The organism is Psychrobacter sp. Marseille-P5312 (assembly GCF_900291405.1).
Lineage (GTDB): Bacteria > Pseudomonadota > Gammaproteobacteria > Pseudomonadales > Moraxellaceae > Psychrobacter > Psychrobacter celer.
Map to the genome: position 1 here is coordinate 2,916,838 of NZ_OLML01000001.1, position 17,230 is coordinate 2,934,067.

Genomic DNA, 17,230 nt, shown 5'->3' on the forward strand with positions numbered 1-17,230 from the left:
GTATTACTGATAAAGGTAGAACAATGACGTACTCGATTTTTTCTCAAACGCCAAACAATGCGCTGACAGAGCCGATGTTTTTTGGTCAGCCAGTCAACGTGGCGCGTTATGACCAGCAAAAACACCCAATCTTTGAGCAATTGATCGAAAAACAGCTGTCGTTTTTTTGGCGTCCAGAGGAAGTCGATGTGTCACGCGACCGTATCGACTTTAACAACCTCTCCTCACACGAGCAGCATATATTTTTGAGCAACCTCAAGTATCAGACCCTACTCGACTCTATCCAAGGCCGCAGCCCAAACGTGGTGCTACTCCCGCTGGTGTCTATCCCTGAGCTGGAGACTTGGATCGAGACGTGGTCATTCTCCGAAACCATTCACTCGCGCAGCTACACGCATATCATTCGTAATATCGTTAATGATCCGGGCGTTATCTTTGATGACATCATGCAAAACGAGCATATCCTAGAGCGCGCCTCTGACATCGCAGGCTACTATGATGAGCTGTATCGTAACTCGCAGCTGTATAGCCTATACGGTGCCGGTACGCATAAGGTCAATGGCGAAGAGATCAGTGTTGATTTGCGCTCATTAAAAAAGCAGCTCTATCTATGCATCATGGCGGTCAACGTGCTTGAGGCGATTCGTTTTTATGTGTCATTTGCCTGCTCGTTTGCCTTTGCTGAGCGCAAATTGATGGAAGGCAACGCTAAGATCATCAAACTGATCGCGCGTGATGAGGCGCTGCATTTGACGGGTACTCAGCACATGATCAATCTGATGCGTAATGGTCGCGACGATCCTGAGATGGTCGAGATTGCTGAAGCCTGTTATGAGGAAAGTATCGAGATTTTCCGGAAGGCTGCCGAGCAAGAAAAACAATGGGCAGGTTATCTGTTTAAAGATGGCTCGATGATCGGTCTAAACAAAGACATTCTTTGTCAGTATATCGAATACATCACCAACCTGCGCATGGAAGCGGTCGGCTTGCCAGCGGCGTTCCCAAATTCAAAATCCAACCCTATACCATGGATTAATACGTGGCTGTCGTCTGACAACGTACAAGTGGCACCGCAAGAGACAGAGATTAGCTCATACTTGGTCGGTCAGATCGACTCTGATCTATCAGACAGCGACTTTGATGACTTTGAGCTGTAATTTTAGATGTTATTAGCGCGTCGATGACATATCGCTGTCATACAGGCGCGCTATCATCAAGGCAAAAAACACCAATAAAATGACCATCAGGAGCTTGGGCAATGACGTGGGTAGTGACCAGTAAAAAACGGTTTTATCTGCATGATGATGAAAGCCTACTCGATGGCCTGCTACGCACAGGGCACGATATCAGCTATCAGTGCCGCGAAGGCTACTGCGGTAGCTGCCGCGTCAAGCGTATCTCAAGCTCACACAGCGTCGACTATCCATTTGAGCCGCTGGCGATGATAGATGAGGATGAGATCCTACCTTGCTGCTGTCGTGTACAAGGGGTCATTCATATCAATCATGAGCCCGTGATTAAATAAAGACGGCTCACTTTAAAACCAAAAGCCACAAAAAAGCGCGCTACCTCAAAAGGCAGCGCGCTTTTTTGTGGCAGTTACCGACCTCTATACCCTACTCAAACAGCTTAAGTAGCTCCTCACGCATACGATCACGCTCTGCCTCTGACATCATCGGTACCTCTTCATCTGGTAAGTATGGCTGACCGGAACCGCCAAGCGTTTCGTCATGAATGATGACGGGACGCGGGGTTGGCTCTTGTACCGGACGCTCCTCTAATACGATTTTTACCTGCGCGTTTTTGCCTTGGCGTAGTATCTGGGCATTGAGCTCAGTATTGGGCGGCTTACGGGCCACATACTGAATCAAGGTATTGGCATCGGTCATCTCGACACCATCGATGGTCAAGATAATATCGCCCACTCGTAGGCCACTCTTAGCAGCAGGACTGCCTTCGATGACGTTTAGCACTTCCACGCCCGTTGAGGTCTCAAGCTGCGTTGGGTCACGTAGCTGTGACTGAATCTCGATACCCAGCCAGCCACGACTGACCTTACCATCTTTGATTAAGGCATTCATCACCTGCTCGACAAGGGCGGTCGGAATAGCAAAGCCGATGCCCATCGAGCCGCCAGAGCGGGAGAATATCACAGTATTGATACCGACCAGCTCTCCATGCGCATCGACAAGCGCACCGCCTGAGTTACCAGGGTTGATCGCCGCATCAGTCTGAATAAAGTCCTCAAACTTATTGACCCCAAGACCAGTACGCCCAGTGGCGGAGATAATCCCTTGCGTTACCGTTTGGCCGACACCGAACGGGTTGCCAATGGCCAAGGCCAAATCGCCGACGCGGATAGGATCCTCGCGAAAACCAAGCGGCGTCAGTCCAGTCATATCGACTTTAATCACCGCCAAATCACTATCAGGATCGGTACCGATGATCTTGGCGCGGCTCTTACGCCCGTCATTAAACGCGACGGTGATTTCATCGGCTTTTTCGATGACATGGGCGTTGGTCACGATATAGCCGTCTTCTGAGACAATCACCCCAGAGCCTAAGTTGGTAGAGCCTTGATCCTGCGATGGCCCGCCGTGAAACTCAAAAAAACGGCGCAAGACAGGGTCATTCATGTATGGATGCTCGGCCATGGTCTGCGTGGTATAGATATTGACGACCGACTGTGACGCGCGGGCGACGGCATTATGATAAGAGGAGATTGGTGCAGGCGTATCAGCGACAGGAGCCGATGCTTGCTGCTCAGCAGGTGGCGTCCTCGGTGGCTCCCATGTCGCCTCTGATGTCGTTTTCGTACTCATGAACAACCAGATAAACGCTGCCAATACTAGCAGCAATAAGATCCAAGGAAGCCACTTTAACACAGACGCCTTGTTATTGGTGTTCGGGGATGGCGACATATAAAAACCTCTATAATTTTGATGCACACAAACAATAAAAAAAACAATGATAAATAAGACAGGGACAAATCGCAGGCCAGTTACTACTGGCCTACTATGAGCAATAGCATAGCAAATATCAGCAGCAAAACGCTATCGCTCAAGTAGCCCGGTGTATCGTCAGTTCTAAAGCTGACCCACCATAGGCAAATTATAACTGCCCATTCTACCGAATAGTAACGCATCGTGTACCATTTCAGTTATTGGCCTTATCTACTCTTTGGCACTGTCATGCTAAAATGCAGATTATTTGCCTCACTGGCCAATCAAATAACGCAAATAACGACAAGGAACCACCATGACCGCTCACGATACCCCGCCCTCTGCCGATATGACGATTACTGCCCAAGCGCTGACTGAGTTTTGTGATGACTATCTGTCTGCCAGCGCATTTAAAGACTATGCGCCAAATGGCCTACAAGTCGATGGCGGCCGGCCTATCAGACGCATCGTGACTGGGGTGACGGCTTGCGAGGCACTCATCGATGCTGCCATCGCCGAGGACGCCGATGCGATTATGGTCCATCATGGGTATTTTTGGAAAGGCGAACCGATGACCATCACTGGCATGAAAGGCCAGCGTATTCGTAAATTGATGCAACACGGAATCTCGCTGATTGGCTATCACTTACCGCTCGATGCTCATCCAAAAATCGGTAATAATGCTAAGCTCGCCGAGATATTAGGGCTGACCATCACAGAGGCGCTATACCCTCATGAGTCGCATCCCGTCGGCAATATTGCCACGTGCCCGCCGCAAAGCGCCGAAAGCCTAACTCAGACCATCACGCAAGCTCTAGGACGCATACCGCTACATATCTCAGGTCATTATCAGTATTTAGCAGATGAAGCCGCAGATACAGCAGCCCCAAAACTGTTAAAACGTATCGGCATCTGTACTGGCGGCGCGCAAGATATGATCGAGCAAGCCGCAGCCATGGGCTGTGATGCTTATATCTCAGGCGAGATATCAGAGCGCACGACCCATAGCGCCCGTGAGCTTGGGATTGATTATTTTGCATGTGGCCATCACGCGACAGAGCGCGCAGGGATTCAAGCCCTCGGAGACATCGTCGCTCAACAATTTGGTCTGTCTGTGCGTTTTATCGATATCGATAACCCCGCTTAGAGTCAGCATCAACCCAGCACAAGTAAAGCTTAACACCAATACTCTTGGTTTACGATATTGAAAATTCGATACGTCAGTGATGGTTATTTGACGGTTATCTAACGATAAAACTTAGTCATTTTTTGGCTTTCTATCCCATAACACAGCCAAATTTGACCGTTTATAAGCAAATTGTTAAGTTTTATCGCTAATTTCTTAACTCTACTTGAATAATAAAACCAGTAACCGCATATTACTACCTGTAACAAAGAACGTTTTGTCATGAAACTTCCCATTATTACAGCTTCCGGTTATGGCACCAAGATAGATAACAAATAGATAATGGACAGCCATTTAGCGTTATTATTTATCTATGAATTGAGTTTTACGAGACTTAAGTTTTGCGAGATTTACGCACGGCTTATTATCTTGGTGTTGCGATGGTGGTTTGATGTTTTTTGTCAGTCGGCGTTATGACTGGATAAGAACGAATAACCCTGTATCGCTGAACAGCAAATATGATCGGCGGTTTACTCTACCCTAAACGATATAGAGAGTAAGCCGCTGCTGATATTAGCGTAGTGCATTGACCTTATCATTGAGACGCATGGTTTGGCGCCGCTTTGATACGGGTATCTACGTGTTTGTTTCAATAATTTAATCATGACCTTACCTGTGTTTGTTAGGGAGTCGTTACGTTCAGTCTTATCTATTGTCGATGAAGAAATCATCTGATTTATCGCCTTCTGGGATTTTTGCGTCTGTTTTTTGCAGGCATGGCTTTTTTGATAAGCTTTTTTTGACAATAGATACTTGGCTGTGACAGCGCTGCACGTGTTTATAGAAAACTCATACGCGGCACGACTTTTTAATAAACAAACTGAGCGCACATGACAGTTGTTTAACCGTGTCCCTTAGTTGAAATGCAACCTCGGTATATGTGCTATTGGCATACACAAGCGAGCATTTACGGTAAGTAGGATGGCTAAAATCAGGAGACATCCATGCAGCGTATTACTTATCGTGTGAAAGTATCAGCGCAAGGGGCCAAACGCCGTATTTCTTATCTGCTGCGTCCATCTAAGCGCCTACCAAACACCAAAAGTAACATCGTTTCATCCGTTACCCCTACTACTTCAAATCGGTTTGCCAAGACCAAAAAACTGGCGCAAGTGTCTAGTATCGCCCTGCTCTCGCTACCTGCTGAGAGCCTAACGACGATGCAGGCAAGCGTACCGGCCTATGACCATGTCATGCTAGACAATACCCTGACCGTCGCTGCTGTCCCAGGAAATAGCACGTATTTTGCGACCGATGGGTTTCAGCATGGTTTTGGGTTTGACTTGGTACGTACTTATGCTGACGAGCTCGGTGTCGATATCGACCTAAAAGCCTACGCCAGCGAAGAAGCAGCCTTACATGCTCTAAAATCTGGTGAGGCGGACATGGCATTGACTACCGCCAGTACTCAACTAAAAAGCCAGCTAAATTTGTCATCCATCAACGTCAGCTGCGGCTATGATGCCAGTTTGACCAAAAACGGCCTACATCCAAAGGTCAGTTGGTCGTTTAATGCCCCTGATGATCCATTGTCACAAAAAGCCAGTTATTTTTTATGCGATAGTATTAAGCTAAAAAACACCCAAAAGCTGGCCGCGTTTTATAATCAAACCCTACTAAAAGACGCTTATAGTCAAGATCACTTTAAAAAAACACTGACAGAGAGGCTGCCTGATTATCAGTCGTCTTTTGAGGAGCAAGCACGTAACTACAATCATGATTGGGAGCTGTTGGTTGCGATGGGCTATCAAGAGTCACATCTGGATGCCAATGCGGTCTCGCCCACCGGCGTACGCGGCCTGATGATGCTTACCAACAATACCGCCAAAGCGATGGGCGTATCAGACCGTGTGGACCCGTATCAAAGCATCGGCGGCGGCGCGCGTTATTTAGAACAAATGAAAGATGAGTTCTCTGATGTGCCAAAGTCTGATCGAATTTGGTTTGCACTAGCAGGGTACAATATGGGTCCAAATGCGGTCAAAAGCATTCAGCGTAAACTGCGCGCGCAAGGCATCGATGATAAGAGCTGGGCCAACGTCTATGCCTATCTCGCAGAACACAGAGCTTCTAACAGCCGCTATGGTCAAGCGATGCACTATGTCAGCAATATCAGAAGCTATCTTGAAACCATTAAGACGCAAACTGTCTAATGACATGACACTCAAAAAACGCAAAAGCGGCTCTTATGATAAGAGCCGCTTTTTTGTGTGATGACTATATACGCTATTAACGATTGGGTACCGTCAAACGCTGACCACGCTGTAGCATGGTGTCGGCTGCGATATTATTCATATCTGCCAACTCTTGGGTCGACACTCCGTATTTACGCGCCAGCCCGATGAGACTATCTCCTGAGCCTACGGTATAGCTGACGGTTGCTTTTGGTACTTTTAGCGTCTGTCCGCGTTGCAGTTGAGCATTGGTTGCCAAATCATTGGTCGCCGCCAGATCTTCTACCGATACACCAAACTCTCTAGCAAGCGCAATCAAGCCATCGCCTGACTTGACCTTGTAGTTTTCGGTATTGCCCAGCTTTTTGCCACTGCTGACTGTACTGGTTGAGGTATTGCTCGTCGCATTGCTGCTTTGGCTGCTGGCACGAGAGCCCACTGGGCTACCGCTAGCAGGAATCGTAATGGTACGGCCTAGTATCAAGTTTGAGTTGGTCTTTAGGTTATTGGCGGCAGCCAAGTCACTCAGACCGATATTGTAACGTCTTGCCACGCCCGTTAGGGTATCACCGGATTTGACCTTATAACTGACCGCTTTATCATTTAGCTGACGATCGACGATATCTTTGGGCGCAGGCACTTTAATCGTTTGACCACGTTGCAGGCGAGCTTTGGCATCAAAGTTACTGTTTACCGCTGCCAGCTCTGCTGGACTGACGCCGATACTGTTGGCAATACCAATTAAAGTCTCACCTGATTTTACCTTATAACTGGTGGTTGCCACTGAGCTTGCACGACTCTGCGCTCTACTGCTGCTAGTACGAGAGGCCGCGTCTATGTCCGCGCTGGCAGGTACTTTTAAGGTTTGCCCGACATATAGAGAGTCTGTGCTGTTAAGACCGTTGAGACTGGCCAAAGTAGCGGTTGGCACGTTGAACTGACGCGCTAAAGCGATCAGACCATCACCCGGTTTGACCTTGTAGTTTTTGGTTGCAGTGCTTGATTTTTTTGATCTGGTAGAGGGCGCCGCTGGTGTTGTAGCAGGTGCTTTCACTTTGCCAGGTACCAGCCATAGCTTTTGACCTCTGAGTAAATCCGCGCGACTACTTAGGTTGTTGTAACTGGCCAACTGCGTGACCGATAGACCAAAACGGTTGGCCGTACCGATCAGCGTATCACCCGCTTGTACCACATAGCTTTCTGGCTGGTTGGCCGCTGTGCTGCTCGCACTGCTCAGAGGCTCAATGGGCTTGGCATTGTATAGATACAAGGTGCTGCCAGACAGCAACTTGGCGCTGGCATCTATTTGGTTCCATTCGGCGATATCGCGCCAGCTCACGCCAGCTCGACTGGCAATATTGGACAGTGTATCACCACGTTTTACCGTATAGGTACTACGTGTGCCTTGTGGCTTTGGCTTGCTGACTGGCGTTTTTGCAAAGCTCAGTTTTTTTTCATCGCCTGTCGCCTCCAAGATAGACTGCTGCGTCTGCACCGCCGATAAGTTGATGTTGCCATCGGCGTTGATGACATTGGTCTCAGGCGTGCTACTGCGTATCTGCTTGGCAATAAAATCACGTTCTTCTTTGCTCAAAGGCGGCTCTTGAACGATGGTATTGTTTTGAGTGATTTTTGCAGACGTGGTCGGTAGGCTGTTGCTGCTTTTTAGCTCAGCATTGATTTTATTGGTCTCGGCGGTGGTCAACGGCGGCTCAGTATGTACAGCGGCGGTGTTGCTATAGACCGAGCTGCTCGTCTGTGTCGTTGTAGGCGAGATATAGCTCGTCGTCTGCTGCGGCACACTGGCGCTAGCGGCATAGTCTGCCAATGCGCTGCCAGTAGATGGCAAAGCAGAACTGGTATAAGGCTTACTGTTATAGCTTGATGAGCTTGAGCTGCTAGTGGTGGTGCTGTTATTACTGGCAGTCAACACATTACCCATGCCATTACCACGCAGCGAGCTGAGCTTGGCGTCTAGGTTGAGGCTCACATCATTAGGGATAATCACCCGCTGTGGGCCTGAGGCATCGACACGCCCTGAGGTGAGCGCGGTATTGAGTCTTTCGAGCTCATCATAACTGACGCCTGTGATTTGTGATACTTCCGATAAACTGACACCATAATTGACAGGCACACTGCGAAAATGCTGACGGTTGGCGATAGCTGGTAGATAGACACCGTACTGCTCAGGCTTGGCAACGATTTCGGCCACTGCTAAAAAGCGCGGCACGTAGTTCATGGTTTCGGTGGGCAGTCTAAGTGACCAGTAATCCGTGGGCAGACCACGAGCCGCATTAGCATCGATGGCTTTTTGCACACGACCGGGCCCTGCATTATAAGCGGCTAACGCCAGCTCCCAACTGCCAAACTGGTTGTGCAATGCGGTCAGAAAGTCATAGGCAGCGCGCGTCGACTCAATGACGTCACGGCGACCATCATAAGTGCTGCTTTGATTTAACCCATAAATACGGCCCGTACTAGGAATAAACTGCCATAAGCCAGCTGCTGCGGCACTACTGGTCCCACTTGGGTCATAAGAGCTTTCGATCACAGGCAATAGCGCCAGCTCGGTCGGGATATTACGGCGCTCTGCTTCTCGCACTGTGTGATAAATATAACGACTGGCACGCGCAGTCAAACGGTTTAGATACTCTTGTCGACTGGTAAACCAGCTTTTTTGTGCTTCGATACGCTGGTTATAAATTGGCTGTCCGCCGTTCATACGGTAGCCGGCACGCAAACGATTCCACAAATCACCGTATTGCTGAATGGCAAGTTTGTTGCCTTCTACCATGGTCATGTCTGTCGCTTCTAACAAATCCGCTAACTCGTCTAAGCTTTCAGCATCAAGATAAGCGGTAGAGTAATCCGTGGTGGCAGTTTTTGCTGCTTGCTTACCAGCACGCTTGGTAACCGTCGCCGAGGTATTGGTCGCGCCTTTGTTTTTTACCGGCGAGGTATTGCTACAAGCACTGATGAGTAACGTCGATACCGCAAGCGTCAATGGTAACGCAATAAATGAGCGAGAGTTTGAGAGCACAGTAGACATGATATTGGAGGTTTCCTAACGACAAGAAGTAATGAGATAAGTTGCTTGATAGTATAGTCTGCAATGTAAAGCAAAGACCGGTCTGATGTAAAGACCTTAAGCAAAAGTTACGGTCGCTCTTTTTTGTGACTTTTATGAATATAAGCATATATATAAACAAAACCTTATAAGGAATGGTTATATATCATGGATGAGCTGTATTTATTCACCATTTTATTAATGGTCTTAATTAGCTACTCTTAATCAGATACTTTTAATGAAATACTCTTAATTAATAGTCACTTGTGAGACCGCACGCAATAAGACAGCATTGCCCGTCGAGAGCGTCAAGGTCACCCGCGAGGTGGTGACAAACGAGACCTGCTGACCATCTTTTACCCAGCTTTCATTGGTGATCACATTGGCTTTGGCCTGTCCGCCTGTGATGACGATGTTATCGACAGAGATATCGTAGCGATAATTGGAGGTGTCGTTCCAGCTGTTTTGCAGCAGTTTTAGATAAGCTTCTTTGTCCAGACTGGTTGATTTTCCTTTTCTAGATAAAGAAATCAGCGCATCATCAGAGACCAAACGTGCAACTTGGTTGATGTTCTGGCTGTTCGCTGATGACTTCATGGCAGCGGCGTAGTTTTTTACTAGCGCTTCGGTCATGGTCGCCGCCTGCGCATTGATCGTGATGGTGCTTGCAGCAGCAACGATAGCAGCCACACTGGTAATTTTTATCATCAGAGCCAAAAGCCCGTTTCCCCATACTCGTTTCATGATAATCCTTAGCGATATTATCGGCGTTATGGTCATACATTTTCTATTTATCTATGTATTGATGTAGAGACCACAAGCGCATTTATCGTTTGACTAAATAGGCCACCTATACTGAGTATAGGTATTGACGCCTTAATATTGACTTTACGAGCCATTTTGGTAATTCTTTTAGTCCAATCACGGCAGACTCGTATCATAGTGTGAGACTATCATTCAATTCTCACAGCCATGTGACACCCTGTGTAATTATTGCGAACATCTTTGACTTCCTCCCCTCCCTAAAGTGAGGGGATTCCTACAACTAGACGGTCAAGCCCGACCGCAAATCTTAGAGGTGGCTACCGCCTTGCAATTCACACCTTGCATCTAAGATTCTTATTTCAAACTAACCGTTCCAAAAATCTTACTCAAACCTAGCCAATATTGACTATTAGATAGGTTTGACGTTTTCTTTCTGCTTCATTGTCACGCGCTATTTCTCATTTGAGATTTAGACTGACCACGACTCCACAGACTTTTTTAATTGGCGATGGAACTCACCGTCCAATAAACAGGATTATGCAGCTGTTAAAATAACAGTCGCGTTATTTAAAATATTGATGCTGGCGTTGAGGTCACGGTCATGAGAAACCTGACAGTTAGGGCACAACCACTCACGCATTTTCAATATTAGCTCATCTTTACCAAGGATATGATTGCAGTTTGAACAGGTTTTTGAGCTTGGGTAGAAGGGTCCGACTGATTTCACAACCTTGCCTTGCTCAGTGGCTTTGTAGATAAGCTGTCGCTTAAACTCAAAGAAACCCAAGTCACTGATAGCTCTTGATAGCCGCCTGTTCTTAACCATACCTTTGACATTCAAATCCTCAATCGCAATCACATCGAACTCATTAACCAGACTTGTTGTGATTTGATGGAGAGAATCTTGCCTAATACACCTGATCTTATAGTGCAAACGAGAGAGCTTGGTTTTCGCTTTTTCTCTGTTTTTACTGCCTTTTTTAGTGCGACTGAGCGCTTTGTTTAGCGTTCTTAGTTTTTTAAGGTTTGCTTGAAGTGGTTTTGGCGCTTTAATTTTAGTGCCGTCTGATAAAACCAGTAAGTCGGTAATACCAAGATCAACACCAACGCTTTTACCTGTCTTTTTAGTAGGAATTACAGCTTTTTGTATTTCAACAGCCACACTAACAAACCACTTACCGCCACGTTTAGAGATGGTGGCTGACATGATCTTGCCGTCAAAACGTAAAGCTTCTTTTAAGCGAACCCAGCCCAAGTTTGGGATACGAATGGATTTACCTTTAATGGCAAATTGGTCGTTGGATAAACTGAATCTATCGTCACGGCCTTTTTTACGAGCGGTTGGGTATTTCGCTAAGCCTTTAAAGAAGTTGTTATAAGCATCACCCAACTGCATGATTGCCGCCTGCGGAGCGCATTTGGTCACTTCCAGCATATAGGGGAATAATTCACGCTTAATGGCGTTCAATTCGCGTCTGAGCTTCGCCTGTGAGGGCTTGTTTAGATTTTTAGTATCAACCTCAACGCCTGCGGCCAAACACGCATCACGGTACGCTTTGTCAAGCGCATACTGCCGCTGCCACTCATGCAAAGCCCAGTTGTAGGCTTTTCTCGCCACGCCACAAGCACGAGCAAGGTGATTTGCCTGTACGTTGTTTGGCTTGAGTTCGATAATGTGTCCACGGATCATAATGCTTTTTTAACCGCCTCTATTAATTGTTGGTTTTTCTTGCTGCAAGAGCCGTATAGCCTCGCTGAAAATACGGTGATAATCTCCAATACATCTTGGGCTAATTCTTGCTCAAAACTCAACTCTTCACCTTGATTGATTATTACCACTTCAACGTCACGAGCCTCACACAACATGAAAACCAGTTCTGCACCAAATCGTAAAAGCCTGTCTTTATGGGTAATTACCAGCCGTTCAACTTTATTGCTCAGTATGTCATCAAGCAGGTTTTTTAAGCCTTTCTTTTTATAATCCATTCCACTACCAAGATCGGTAATCGTCTCAAAAGTCCAGCCTTGCCTGGCACAATAAAGTTCCAAAACTTGAGACTGGAGAAGTAAGTCGTCTTTTTGATCACGACTCGACACACGAGCATAAGCAATGGTTTTTCGGTCTAATTTAGGTGGTGTATTCAAGGAATGCGGTCTGATTTCACTTAAATCATATCGCCTATGTCCGTTTTCGGTTCGCTTGGCGACTAACGTACCATCCTCATCCCAACGTCTTAATGTGGATTGAGCAACCCCGAAATGTTTGGCAGCCTCCCCAATACTAACCAGTTTCCCCATAACTTGCTCTCTATATTATAGATATAATCTATCTATAATAGTAATAAATAGGTAGGTTTGTATATGTTTTATTTAACTGTTTTCAACCCTACCGTTAAGATTGTCTGTTGACACGAGCTAGTTTGAGAGTGTGTGTGGAACACCATCTACCAGTTAAGACACTGCGTACTCGCAATTTATACTTGTCTTAGCTGTTTTTTGTAGATGGTTTAATTTAATGGCTGATTGACTGTAGCAACTTTGTCGCCTTATATCCACCCCCTGAAGTGGGTGGTTTTACGGCAACTGATGATAACGATAGACTATCTTGAAGTATACCGTCATATCAAGCCTCACTGATTATCACAGTAAGGCTTGATAGTGACGGAAACTCAGAGCAGTGTAATCAGTCACGCTTAGCGTTATGACTTGGTTTCTGAGCCATTGTCTTCAGACTGTTCATCATCACTGAGCTTCATACCGAGCCGCTCTACACGTCTGTCCATCATTTGCCGTGCCAGCGCTTGCATGTCCTCGACGCGGTCTATCTCATCGACAATCTCCAGCCCGAGCAAGGTCTCAAACACATCCTCCAACGTCACCAAGCCTTTGACCTCACCATACTCACCCACAGTAATGGCAATGTGGACACGGTTTTTTAGCATCAGCTCTAGCAAGTCAAACAGCTTCATCTTTGAGAATACAAAGGTGATCTCTCGTTTAAACTGGGTCAACGGTTTGTGCATGGCGTGGTTGACTTTGGCCAGCAGCATATCTGTTTTTAGCACAAAACCGGTAATATTGTCCAAATCACCATCATAAATCGGCAAACGCGAAAACGTCAGCTTAGGGCGATCCACCAGCAGCTCAGCCACGGTTTTATTTTCTTCAAAAGCGAGCATCACTGAGCGCGGCGTCATGATATCCTCAACCTTGATAGCACCAAAGGCCAGCAAGTTACGGATAATGCGCGACTCTAGCGGGTCTATCTGACCTGACTCCTCACCGATACTGGCCAAAGCGGCAAACTCACGACGGCTAAAGGTTTGCGGCTCTTTGCCGCGCACCAGCAGTTTGGTGAGGCGCTCTGATATCCAAATCAGTGGATACAGCAGTAAGATAATACCGCGGACAAAATAAGCCACCAGACCGCTAAGCTGACGCCAATACAGCGTGCCTAAAGTCTTGGGAATGATTTCAGACAAAAACAAAATCGCCAGCGTCATAATCGCCGAAAACAGTCCAAACCAAGCACTACCAAAGACGATAGTCGCTTGGGCACCAGCGCCGATAGAGCCAAGCGTGTGCGCCACTGTGTTTAATGTCAAAATAGCGGCCAGCGACTGATCGATATTATCAACTTTTAGGCTTTTAAGCATTTCCGCTTTTTTGGGGTTGCTTTCTTGTACGTCCGCGATAAACGACGGCGTCATACTCAGCAAAACAGACTCGGCCAACGAACATGCAAAAGACACGCCGATGGCCAGTACGACAAAAAATATCAGCAGCATCACACTCAGCACTGTTGGTGCAGCCGCCGCGTCAGCCGCCCAAGCCAGCTGCGGTAGTAGCAAGATGGCAGGAAACGGCAGCATCGCGAGTAACGGCCGACCAAAACCAGTAGGACGACACATCTTTGGGGGAGGTTCTGCTGACTCATCTTGACGACAAGCCCGCGGACGACTTAAACGAGGTACAAACATAAAAGAGGTGGACAAATTAGGTAACCTAAACAGAAAAGAAGAAAAAGATAATATCATGGGTACGCGCCGCCGAGCATCTACCGCATAAAAACTGGTTAATACTCGATAAACAGGCACTCATCGATGCCCACCACCTTGCCTAACAGCTTGTCTTATAGGCAACTAATAACCCAGTCAGTCAACAACCAACATCTAGCTGCTGCGCGTGACATTTTATAAGGACAGCTTACCAGCCCTACCCTCTGGATATCGTGTGGCGGCAATTATTGCCATTTGATAGTAGCATTGATGATAATATTTCACAATAAGCCGCGCTTTTTAAGTGCGATTTTTTAGGTACGCCGTTTATAGCCGGAGTTTTATGTTTCGTCATACGGGTTTTTGGCTAGCATTTGATGCGATCAATCGCCCGATATACCAGAGAAAACACACCCAGCTTATGATTAACAGTTACCAAGTCTGGGATTTTTTGTTACTATGCGTCTAATTTTATTATTGTCTACGACTTACTGAGAGTAAATTATGTTGCTATTTATCCAAGCCGCCCATGCGGCCCCAGAAACTGCAGGCGCTGCGTCAATATTTGGCCAGATCTTATTGCCTGTCGCTTTTTTTGCGATTTTTTATTTTTTGGTCATTCGCCCGCAGTCTAAGCGTACCAAAGAGCATCGTGCTATGGTCAATGCCCTTAGTGTCGGCAATGAGATTATCTTTGCCGGTGGTCTGATGGGCCGTATCAAAGACATCGAGGGCGACTATGCTGTCGTCAGCTTGAACAACAACACAGATGTAAAGATACAGCGCGCCTCTGTCATCTCAGTATTGCCTGCTGGCACTATCGAGAGCGTATAATTATCAGCCGTGCTGTATTTATGATCGTGCGCTTGTCGCACTGATAAATACGTACGTGCCTAAAAAATGACCGTACCTTGTCTACGGTCGTTTTTCGCTATAAAGTAGCAAAACCTTGCATTTTATAATGCCAAAGACGGCGATAAGTTGTCAGCTTTATGTTATCGATAATCTTTCGATAACAGATATTTTGGATGACGGCGCAAAGCGTCATCTGTATTATTTGCTTTATTGTTTTATGCTTTATTATCATCGCGGATGATCGCAATGGTACATGACAACGACTGCCAAATACGGCACTCGGCCATTGCTATCGCTAACTTCCCATCTGCTAACTTGTGGCCTACGTCGCCAGTCGTTTATCAACCTAAAGAAGTGATTATGCAATATCCCGCTTGGAAATACTTACTTATCGCCGTCGTGCTTATCATTGCCGGTCTGTATGCTGCCCCCAATCTCTACCCTGACGAACCTGCCGTACAGATTACCAGTGCTGCCGCAGGTACTCAGCTGTCTGAAGGTATTTTGACCGAGTCACAAAGACTCCTTACTGAGGCAGGTCTGGACAGTCATGATGGTACGTTTGAGGGCAACAGTGCGCTGGTACGCCTAAAAAACCCAGTCGATCAGCTCAAGGCGCAAGAAGTATTGCGTCAAAATCTGGGCGAGGACTATGTCGTGGCGCTCAACTTAGCACAGACCACGCCAGAGTGGCTACGTAGCATCGGCGCAAAACCGATGAAACTTGGTCTGGATTTGCGCGGCGGTGTGCGCTTTGTCCTCGAAGTCGATATGGATAAGGCTCTCGAGCAGCGCTTAAGTAGTGCGAGCCGTGATATGCGCCGTGAGCTACGTGCTGAACGAGTGGCGGTCAAGGGCATCAAAACTGAAAACCAAAGCGTCGTACTGCATTTTGCTGATACGGACGCGCGTAACCGTGCTCAAAACATCCTACAAGGCTCAATGGGCAATACCTTTAGTTTGCAGTCTTCGATTGATGAGCAAGGCCCAGCGCTAATCTTGGCATACAATGACGCCACCCTTGATGAGATCAACAGCTACGCGGTCAATCAAAACCTCACGACCCTACGTAATCGTATTGCAGAGCTGGGCGTGACTGAAGCCCTCGTACAATCACAAGGCGCTAGCCGTATCGTGGTAGAGCTACCTGGCGTACAGGACACAGCCGAGGCCAAACGTGTCCTTGGACGTACGGCAAACCTTGAGTTTCGCATGGTCGCTGAAGACGCTGACACCTACACAGGCGGCATTCCACCAGCAGGCACTGAGGCTTTTCCCTTTGAGACGCTCGATGGCCCTCCAGTACTGCTAGAGCGTCAAGCCATCGTCACAGGTGATAAAGTCACCAATGCACAGACAGGCGTCGACGAAAATGGCTCGCCAGAAGTGAGCATCACGCTAGACAGTGCTGGTGGTAAGCTAATGCAAAATGCCACCCGTACTGCTGTTGGCAAACAGATGGCGGTTTTGTTTATCGAAAACAAACAAAGAATCACCTATGAAGAAGACCCAGAGACTGGCGAGACCGTCGAAGTACGCACGCCTTACGCTGAGACAAAGGTCATCAACCGCGCCAATATTCAAGCGGTACTTGGCTCATCTTTCCGCATCACGGGGCTAGATAGTAGTGCTGAAGCAGCTGAACTGGCACTGTTACTACGCTCAGGTGCTTTAGCGGCTCCGATGTATTTCGTCGAAGAGCGCACCATTGGCCCATCACTCGGTCAAGAAAACATCGAAAAAGGCTTATTTTCGACGCAGGTCGGTTATTTGCTGGTCTTTGCCTTTATGATTGTTTTTTATCGCCTCTTTGGTGTCATCGCCAACGTGGCTCTAGCGGTAAACGTCATTATTATCATCGCTATTATGTCGATTTTAGGCTCATCGCTTACCCTACCAGGCATTGCAGGTATCGTTTTGACCATCGGTATGGCGGTCGATGCCAACGTCCTGATTTTTGAGCGCATACGCGAAGAGCTGGCCAACGGCGTACGGCCAAAATCCGCTATTGTGGCAGGATTTGATCGCGCCTTTAGTAGTATTTTTGATGCCAACCTCACCACATTGTTGGTGGCGTTTATCTTGTTTGCCATCGGTACAGGCCCGATCAAAGGCTTTGCAATTACCTTAGCTATCGGTATTGTCAGCTCACTATTTACCGCCATCATGGTGACACGTGCGTTGGTACAAATTGCTTATGGTAAGCGTAAATCTATCAAACGTTTGAGCATCGGTTAGGAGAA

The 17,230-nt window shown here is 47.2% G+C and carries 12 protein-coding genes; 6 read left to right on the plus strand and 6 right to left on the minus strand.

Annotated elements, in window-relative coordinates:
* Nucleotides 1-23 precede the first annotated feature (23 nt).
* Together nrdB and yfaE are read left to right on the plus strand one after the other, a co-directional pair.
* Entirely contained in the window at nt 24-1,157 is a 1,134-nt protein-coding gene (gene nrdB / locus C6W44_RS12495) for a class Ia ribonucleoside-diphosphate reductase subunit beta (protein ID WP_105246093.1), read from the plus strand.
* 101 nt (nt 1,158-1,258) lie between these two features.
* Nucleotides 1,259-1,525: a class I ribonucleotide reductase maintenance protein YfaE gene (yfaE, locus tag C6W44_RS12500; protein WP_105246095.1), complete on the plus strand. Its 267-nt coding sequence runs from the start codon at nt 1,259-1,261 to the stop codon at nt 1,523-1,525.
* A gap of 91 nt (nt 1,526-1,616) precedes the next feature.
* On the opposite strand, the gene C6W44_RS12505 is transcribed toward yfaE, so the two are convergent.
* Nucleotides 1,617-2,921: a S1C family serine protease gene (locus C6W44_RS12505; RefSeq protein WP_105246097.1), complete on the minus strand. Its 1,305-nt coding sequence runs from the start codon at nt 2,919-2,921 to the stop codon at nt 1,617-1,619.
* Between the two features lie 337 nt (nt 2,922-3,258).
* On the opposite strand from C6W44_RS12505, the gene C6W44_RS12510 reads away from it, so the two are divergent.
* On the plus strand, nt 3,259-4,089 hold the full coding sequence (locus C6W44_RS12510) for a Nif3-like dinuclear metal center hexameric protein (protein ID WP_105246099.1): 831 nt from the start codon (nt 3,259-3,261) through the stop codon (nt 4,087-4,089).
* Between the two features lie 983 nt (nt 4,090-5,072).
* A complete protein-coding gene (locus C6W44_RS12515; RefSeq protein ID WP_105246101.1) occupies nt 5,073-6,281 on the plus strand; it encodes a transglycosylase SLT domain-containing protein in 1,209 nt (402 codons plus the stop codon).
* A gap of 76 nt (nt 6,282-6,357) precedes the next feature.
* Here C6W44_RS12515 and C6W44_RS12520 read toward each other — a convergent pair whose 3' ends face one another.
* From C6W44_RS12520 to C6W44_RS12540, 5 genes are all read right to left on the minus strand, one after another.
* A complete protein-coding gene (locus C6W44_RS12520) occupies nt 6,358-9,351 on the minus strand; it encodes a LysM peptidoglycan-binding domain-containing protein (protein WP_105246103.1) in 2,994 nt (997 codons plus the stop codon).
* Nucleotides 9,352-9,618: 267 nt separating this feature from the next.
* The gene (locus tag C6W44_RS12525) at nt 9,619-10,113 is read right to left on the minus strand and encodes a hypothetical protein (protein WP_105246105.1); all 495 of its coding nucleotides are present in this window, start codon (nt 10,111-10,113) and stop codon (nt 9,619-9,621) included.
* 556 nt (nt 10,114-10,669) lie between these two features.
* Nucleotides 10,670-11,824: an RNA-guided endonuclease InsQ/TnpB family protein gene (locus tag C6W44_RS12530; protein WP_100749529.1), complete on the minus strand. Its 1,155-nt coding sequence runs from the start codon at nt 11,822-11,824 to the stop codon at nt 10,670-10,672.
* A complete protein-coding gene (locus C6W44_RS12535; protein WP_105243882.1) occupies nt 11,821-12,432 on the minus strand; it encodes an IS607 family transposase in 612 nt (203 codons plus the stop codon). The genes C6W44_RS12530 and C6W44_RS12535 overlap by 4 nt, the downstream gene beginning before the upstream one ends.
* A gap of 401 nt (nt 12,433-12,833) precedes the next feature.
* Nucleotides 12,834-14,114 carry a CNNM domain-containing protein gene (locus C6W44_RS12540; protein ID WP_227526489.1) on the minus strand — a complete coding sequence of 427 codons (1,281 nt, stop codon included), beginning with the start codon at nt 14,112-14,114 and terminating at the stop codon, nt 12,834-12,836.
* Between the two features lie 522 nt (nt 14,115-14,636).
* Here C6W44_RS12540 and yajC point away from each other — a divergent pair.
* Nucleotides 14,637-14,966: a preprotein translocase subunit YajC gene (yajC, locus tag C6W44_RS12545; RefSeq protein WP_075102080.1), complete on the plus strand. Its 330-nt coding sequence runs from the start codon at nt 14,637-14,639 to the stop codon at nt 14,964-14,966.
* 381 nt (nt 14,967-15,347) lie between these two features.
* Entirely contained in the window at nt 15,348-17,225 is a 1,878-nt protein-coding gene (secD, locus tag C6W44_RS12550; protein WP_105246107.1) for a protein translocase subunit SecD, read from the plus strand.
* Nucleotides 17,226-17,230: the final 5 nt, after the last annotated feature.

Bases quoted from the DNA above. Each gene is read 5' to 3' on its own strand.
- C6W44_RS12530 (WP_100749529.1), bottom strand. From the start codon at position 11,824: ATGATCCGTGGACACATTATCGAACTCAAGCCAAACAACGTACAGGCA.
- C6W44_RS12515 (WP_105246101.1), top strand. From the start codon at position 5,073: ATGCAGCGTATTACTTATCGTGTGAAAGTATCAGCGCAAGGGGCCAAA.
- yajC (WP_075102080.1), top strand. From the start codon at position 14,637: ATGTTGCTATTTATCCAAGCCGCCCATGCGGCCCCAGAAACTGCAGGC.
- C6W44_RS12535 (WP_105243882.1), bottom strand. From the start codon at position 12,432: ATGGGGAAACTGGTTAGTATTGGGGAGGCTGCCAAACATTTCGGGGTT.
- nrdB (WP_105246093.1), top strand. From the start codon at position 24: ATGACGTACTCGATTTTTTCTCAAACGCCAAACAATGCGCTGACAGAG.
- C6W44_RS12540 (WP_227526489.1), bottom strand. From the start codon at position 14,114: ATGTTTGTACCTCGTTTAAGTCGTCCGCGGGCTTGTCGTCAAGATGAG.
- C6W44_RS12520 (WP_105246103.1), bottom strand. From the start codon at position 9,351: ATGTCTACTGTGCTCTCAAACTCTCGCTCATTTATTGCGTTACCATTG.
- yfaE (WP_105246095.1), top strand. From the start codon at position 1,259: ATGACGTGGGTAGTGACCAGTAAAAAACGGTTTTATCTGCATGATGAT.
- secD (WP_105246107.1), top strand. From the start codon at position 15,348: ATGCAATATCCCGCTTGGAAATACTTACTTATCGCCGTCGTGCTTATC.
- C6W44_RS12525 (WP_105246105.1), bottom strand. From the start codon at position 10,113: ATGAAACGAGTATGGGGAAACGGGCTTTTGGCTCTGATGATAAAAATT.
- C6W44_RS12510 (WP_105246099.1), top strand. From the start codon at position 3,259: ATGACCGCTCACGATACCCCGCCCTCTGCCGATATGACGATTACTGCC.
- C6W44_RS12505 (WP_105246097.1), bottom strand. From the start codon at position 2,921: ATGTCGCCATCCCCGAACACCAATAACAAGGCGTCTGTGTTAAAGTGG.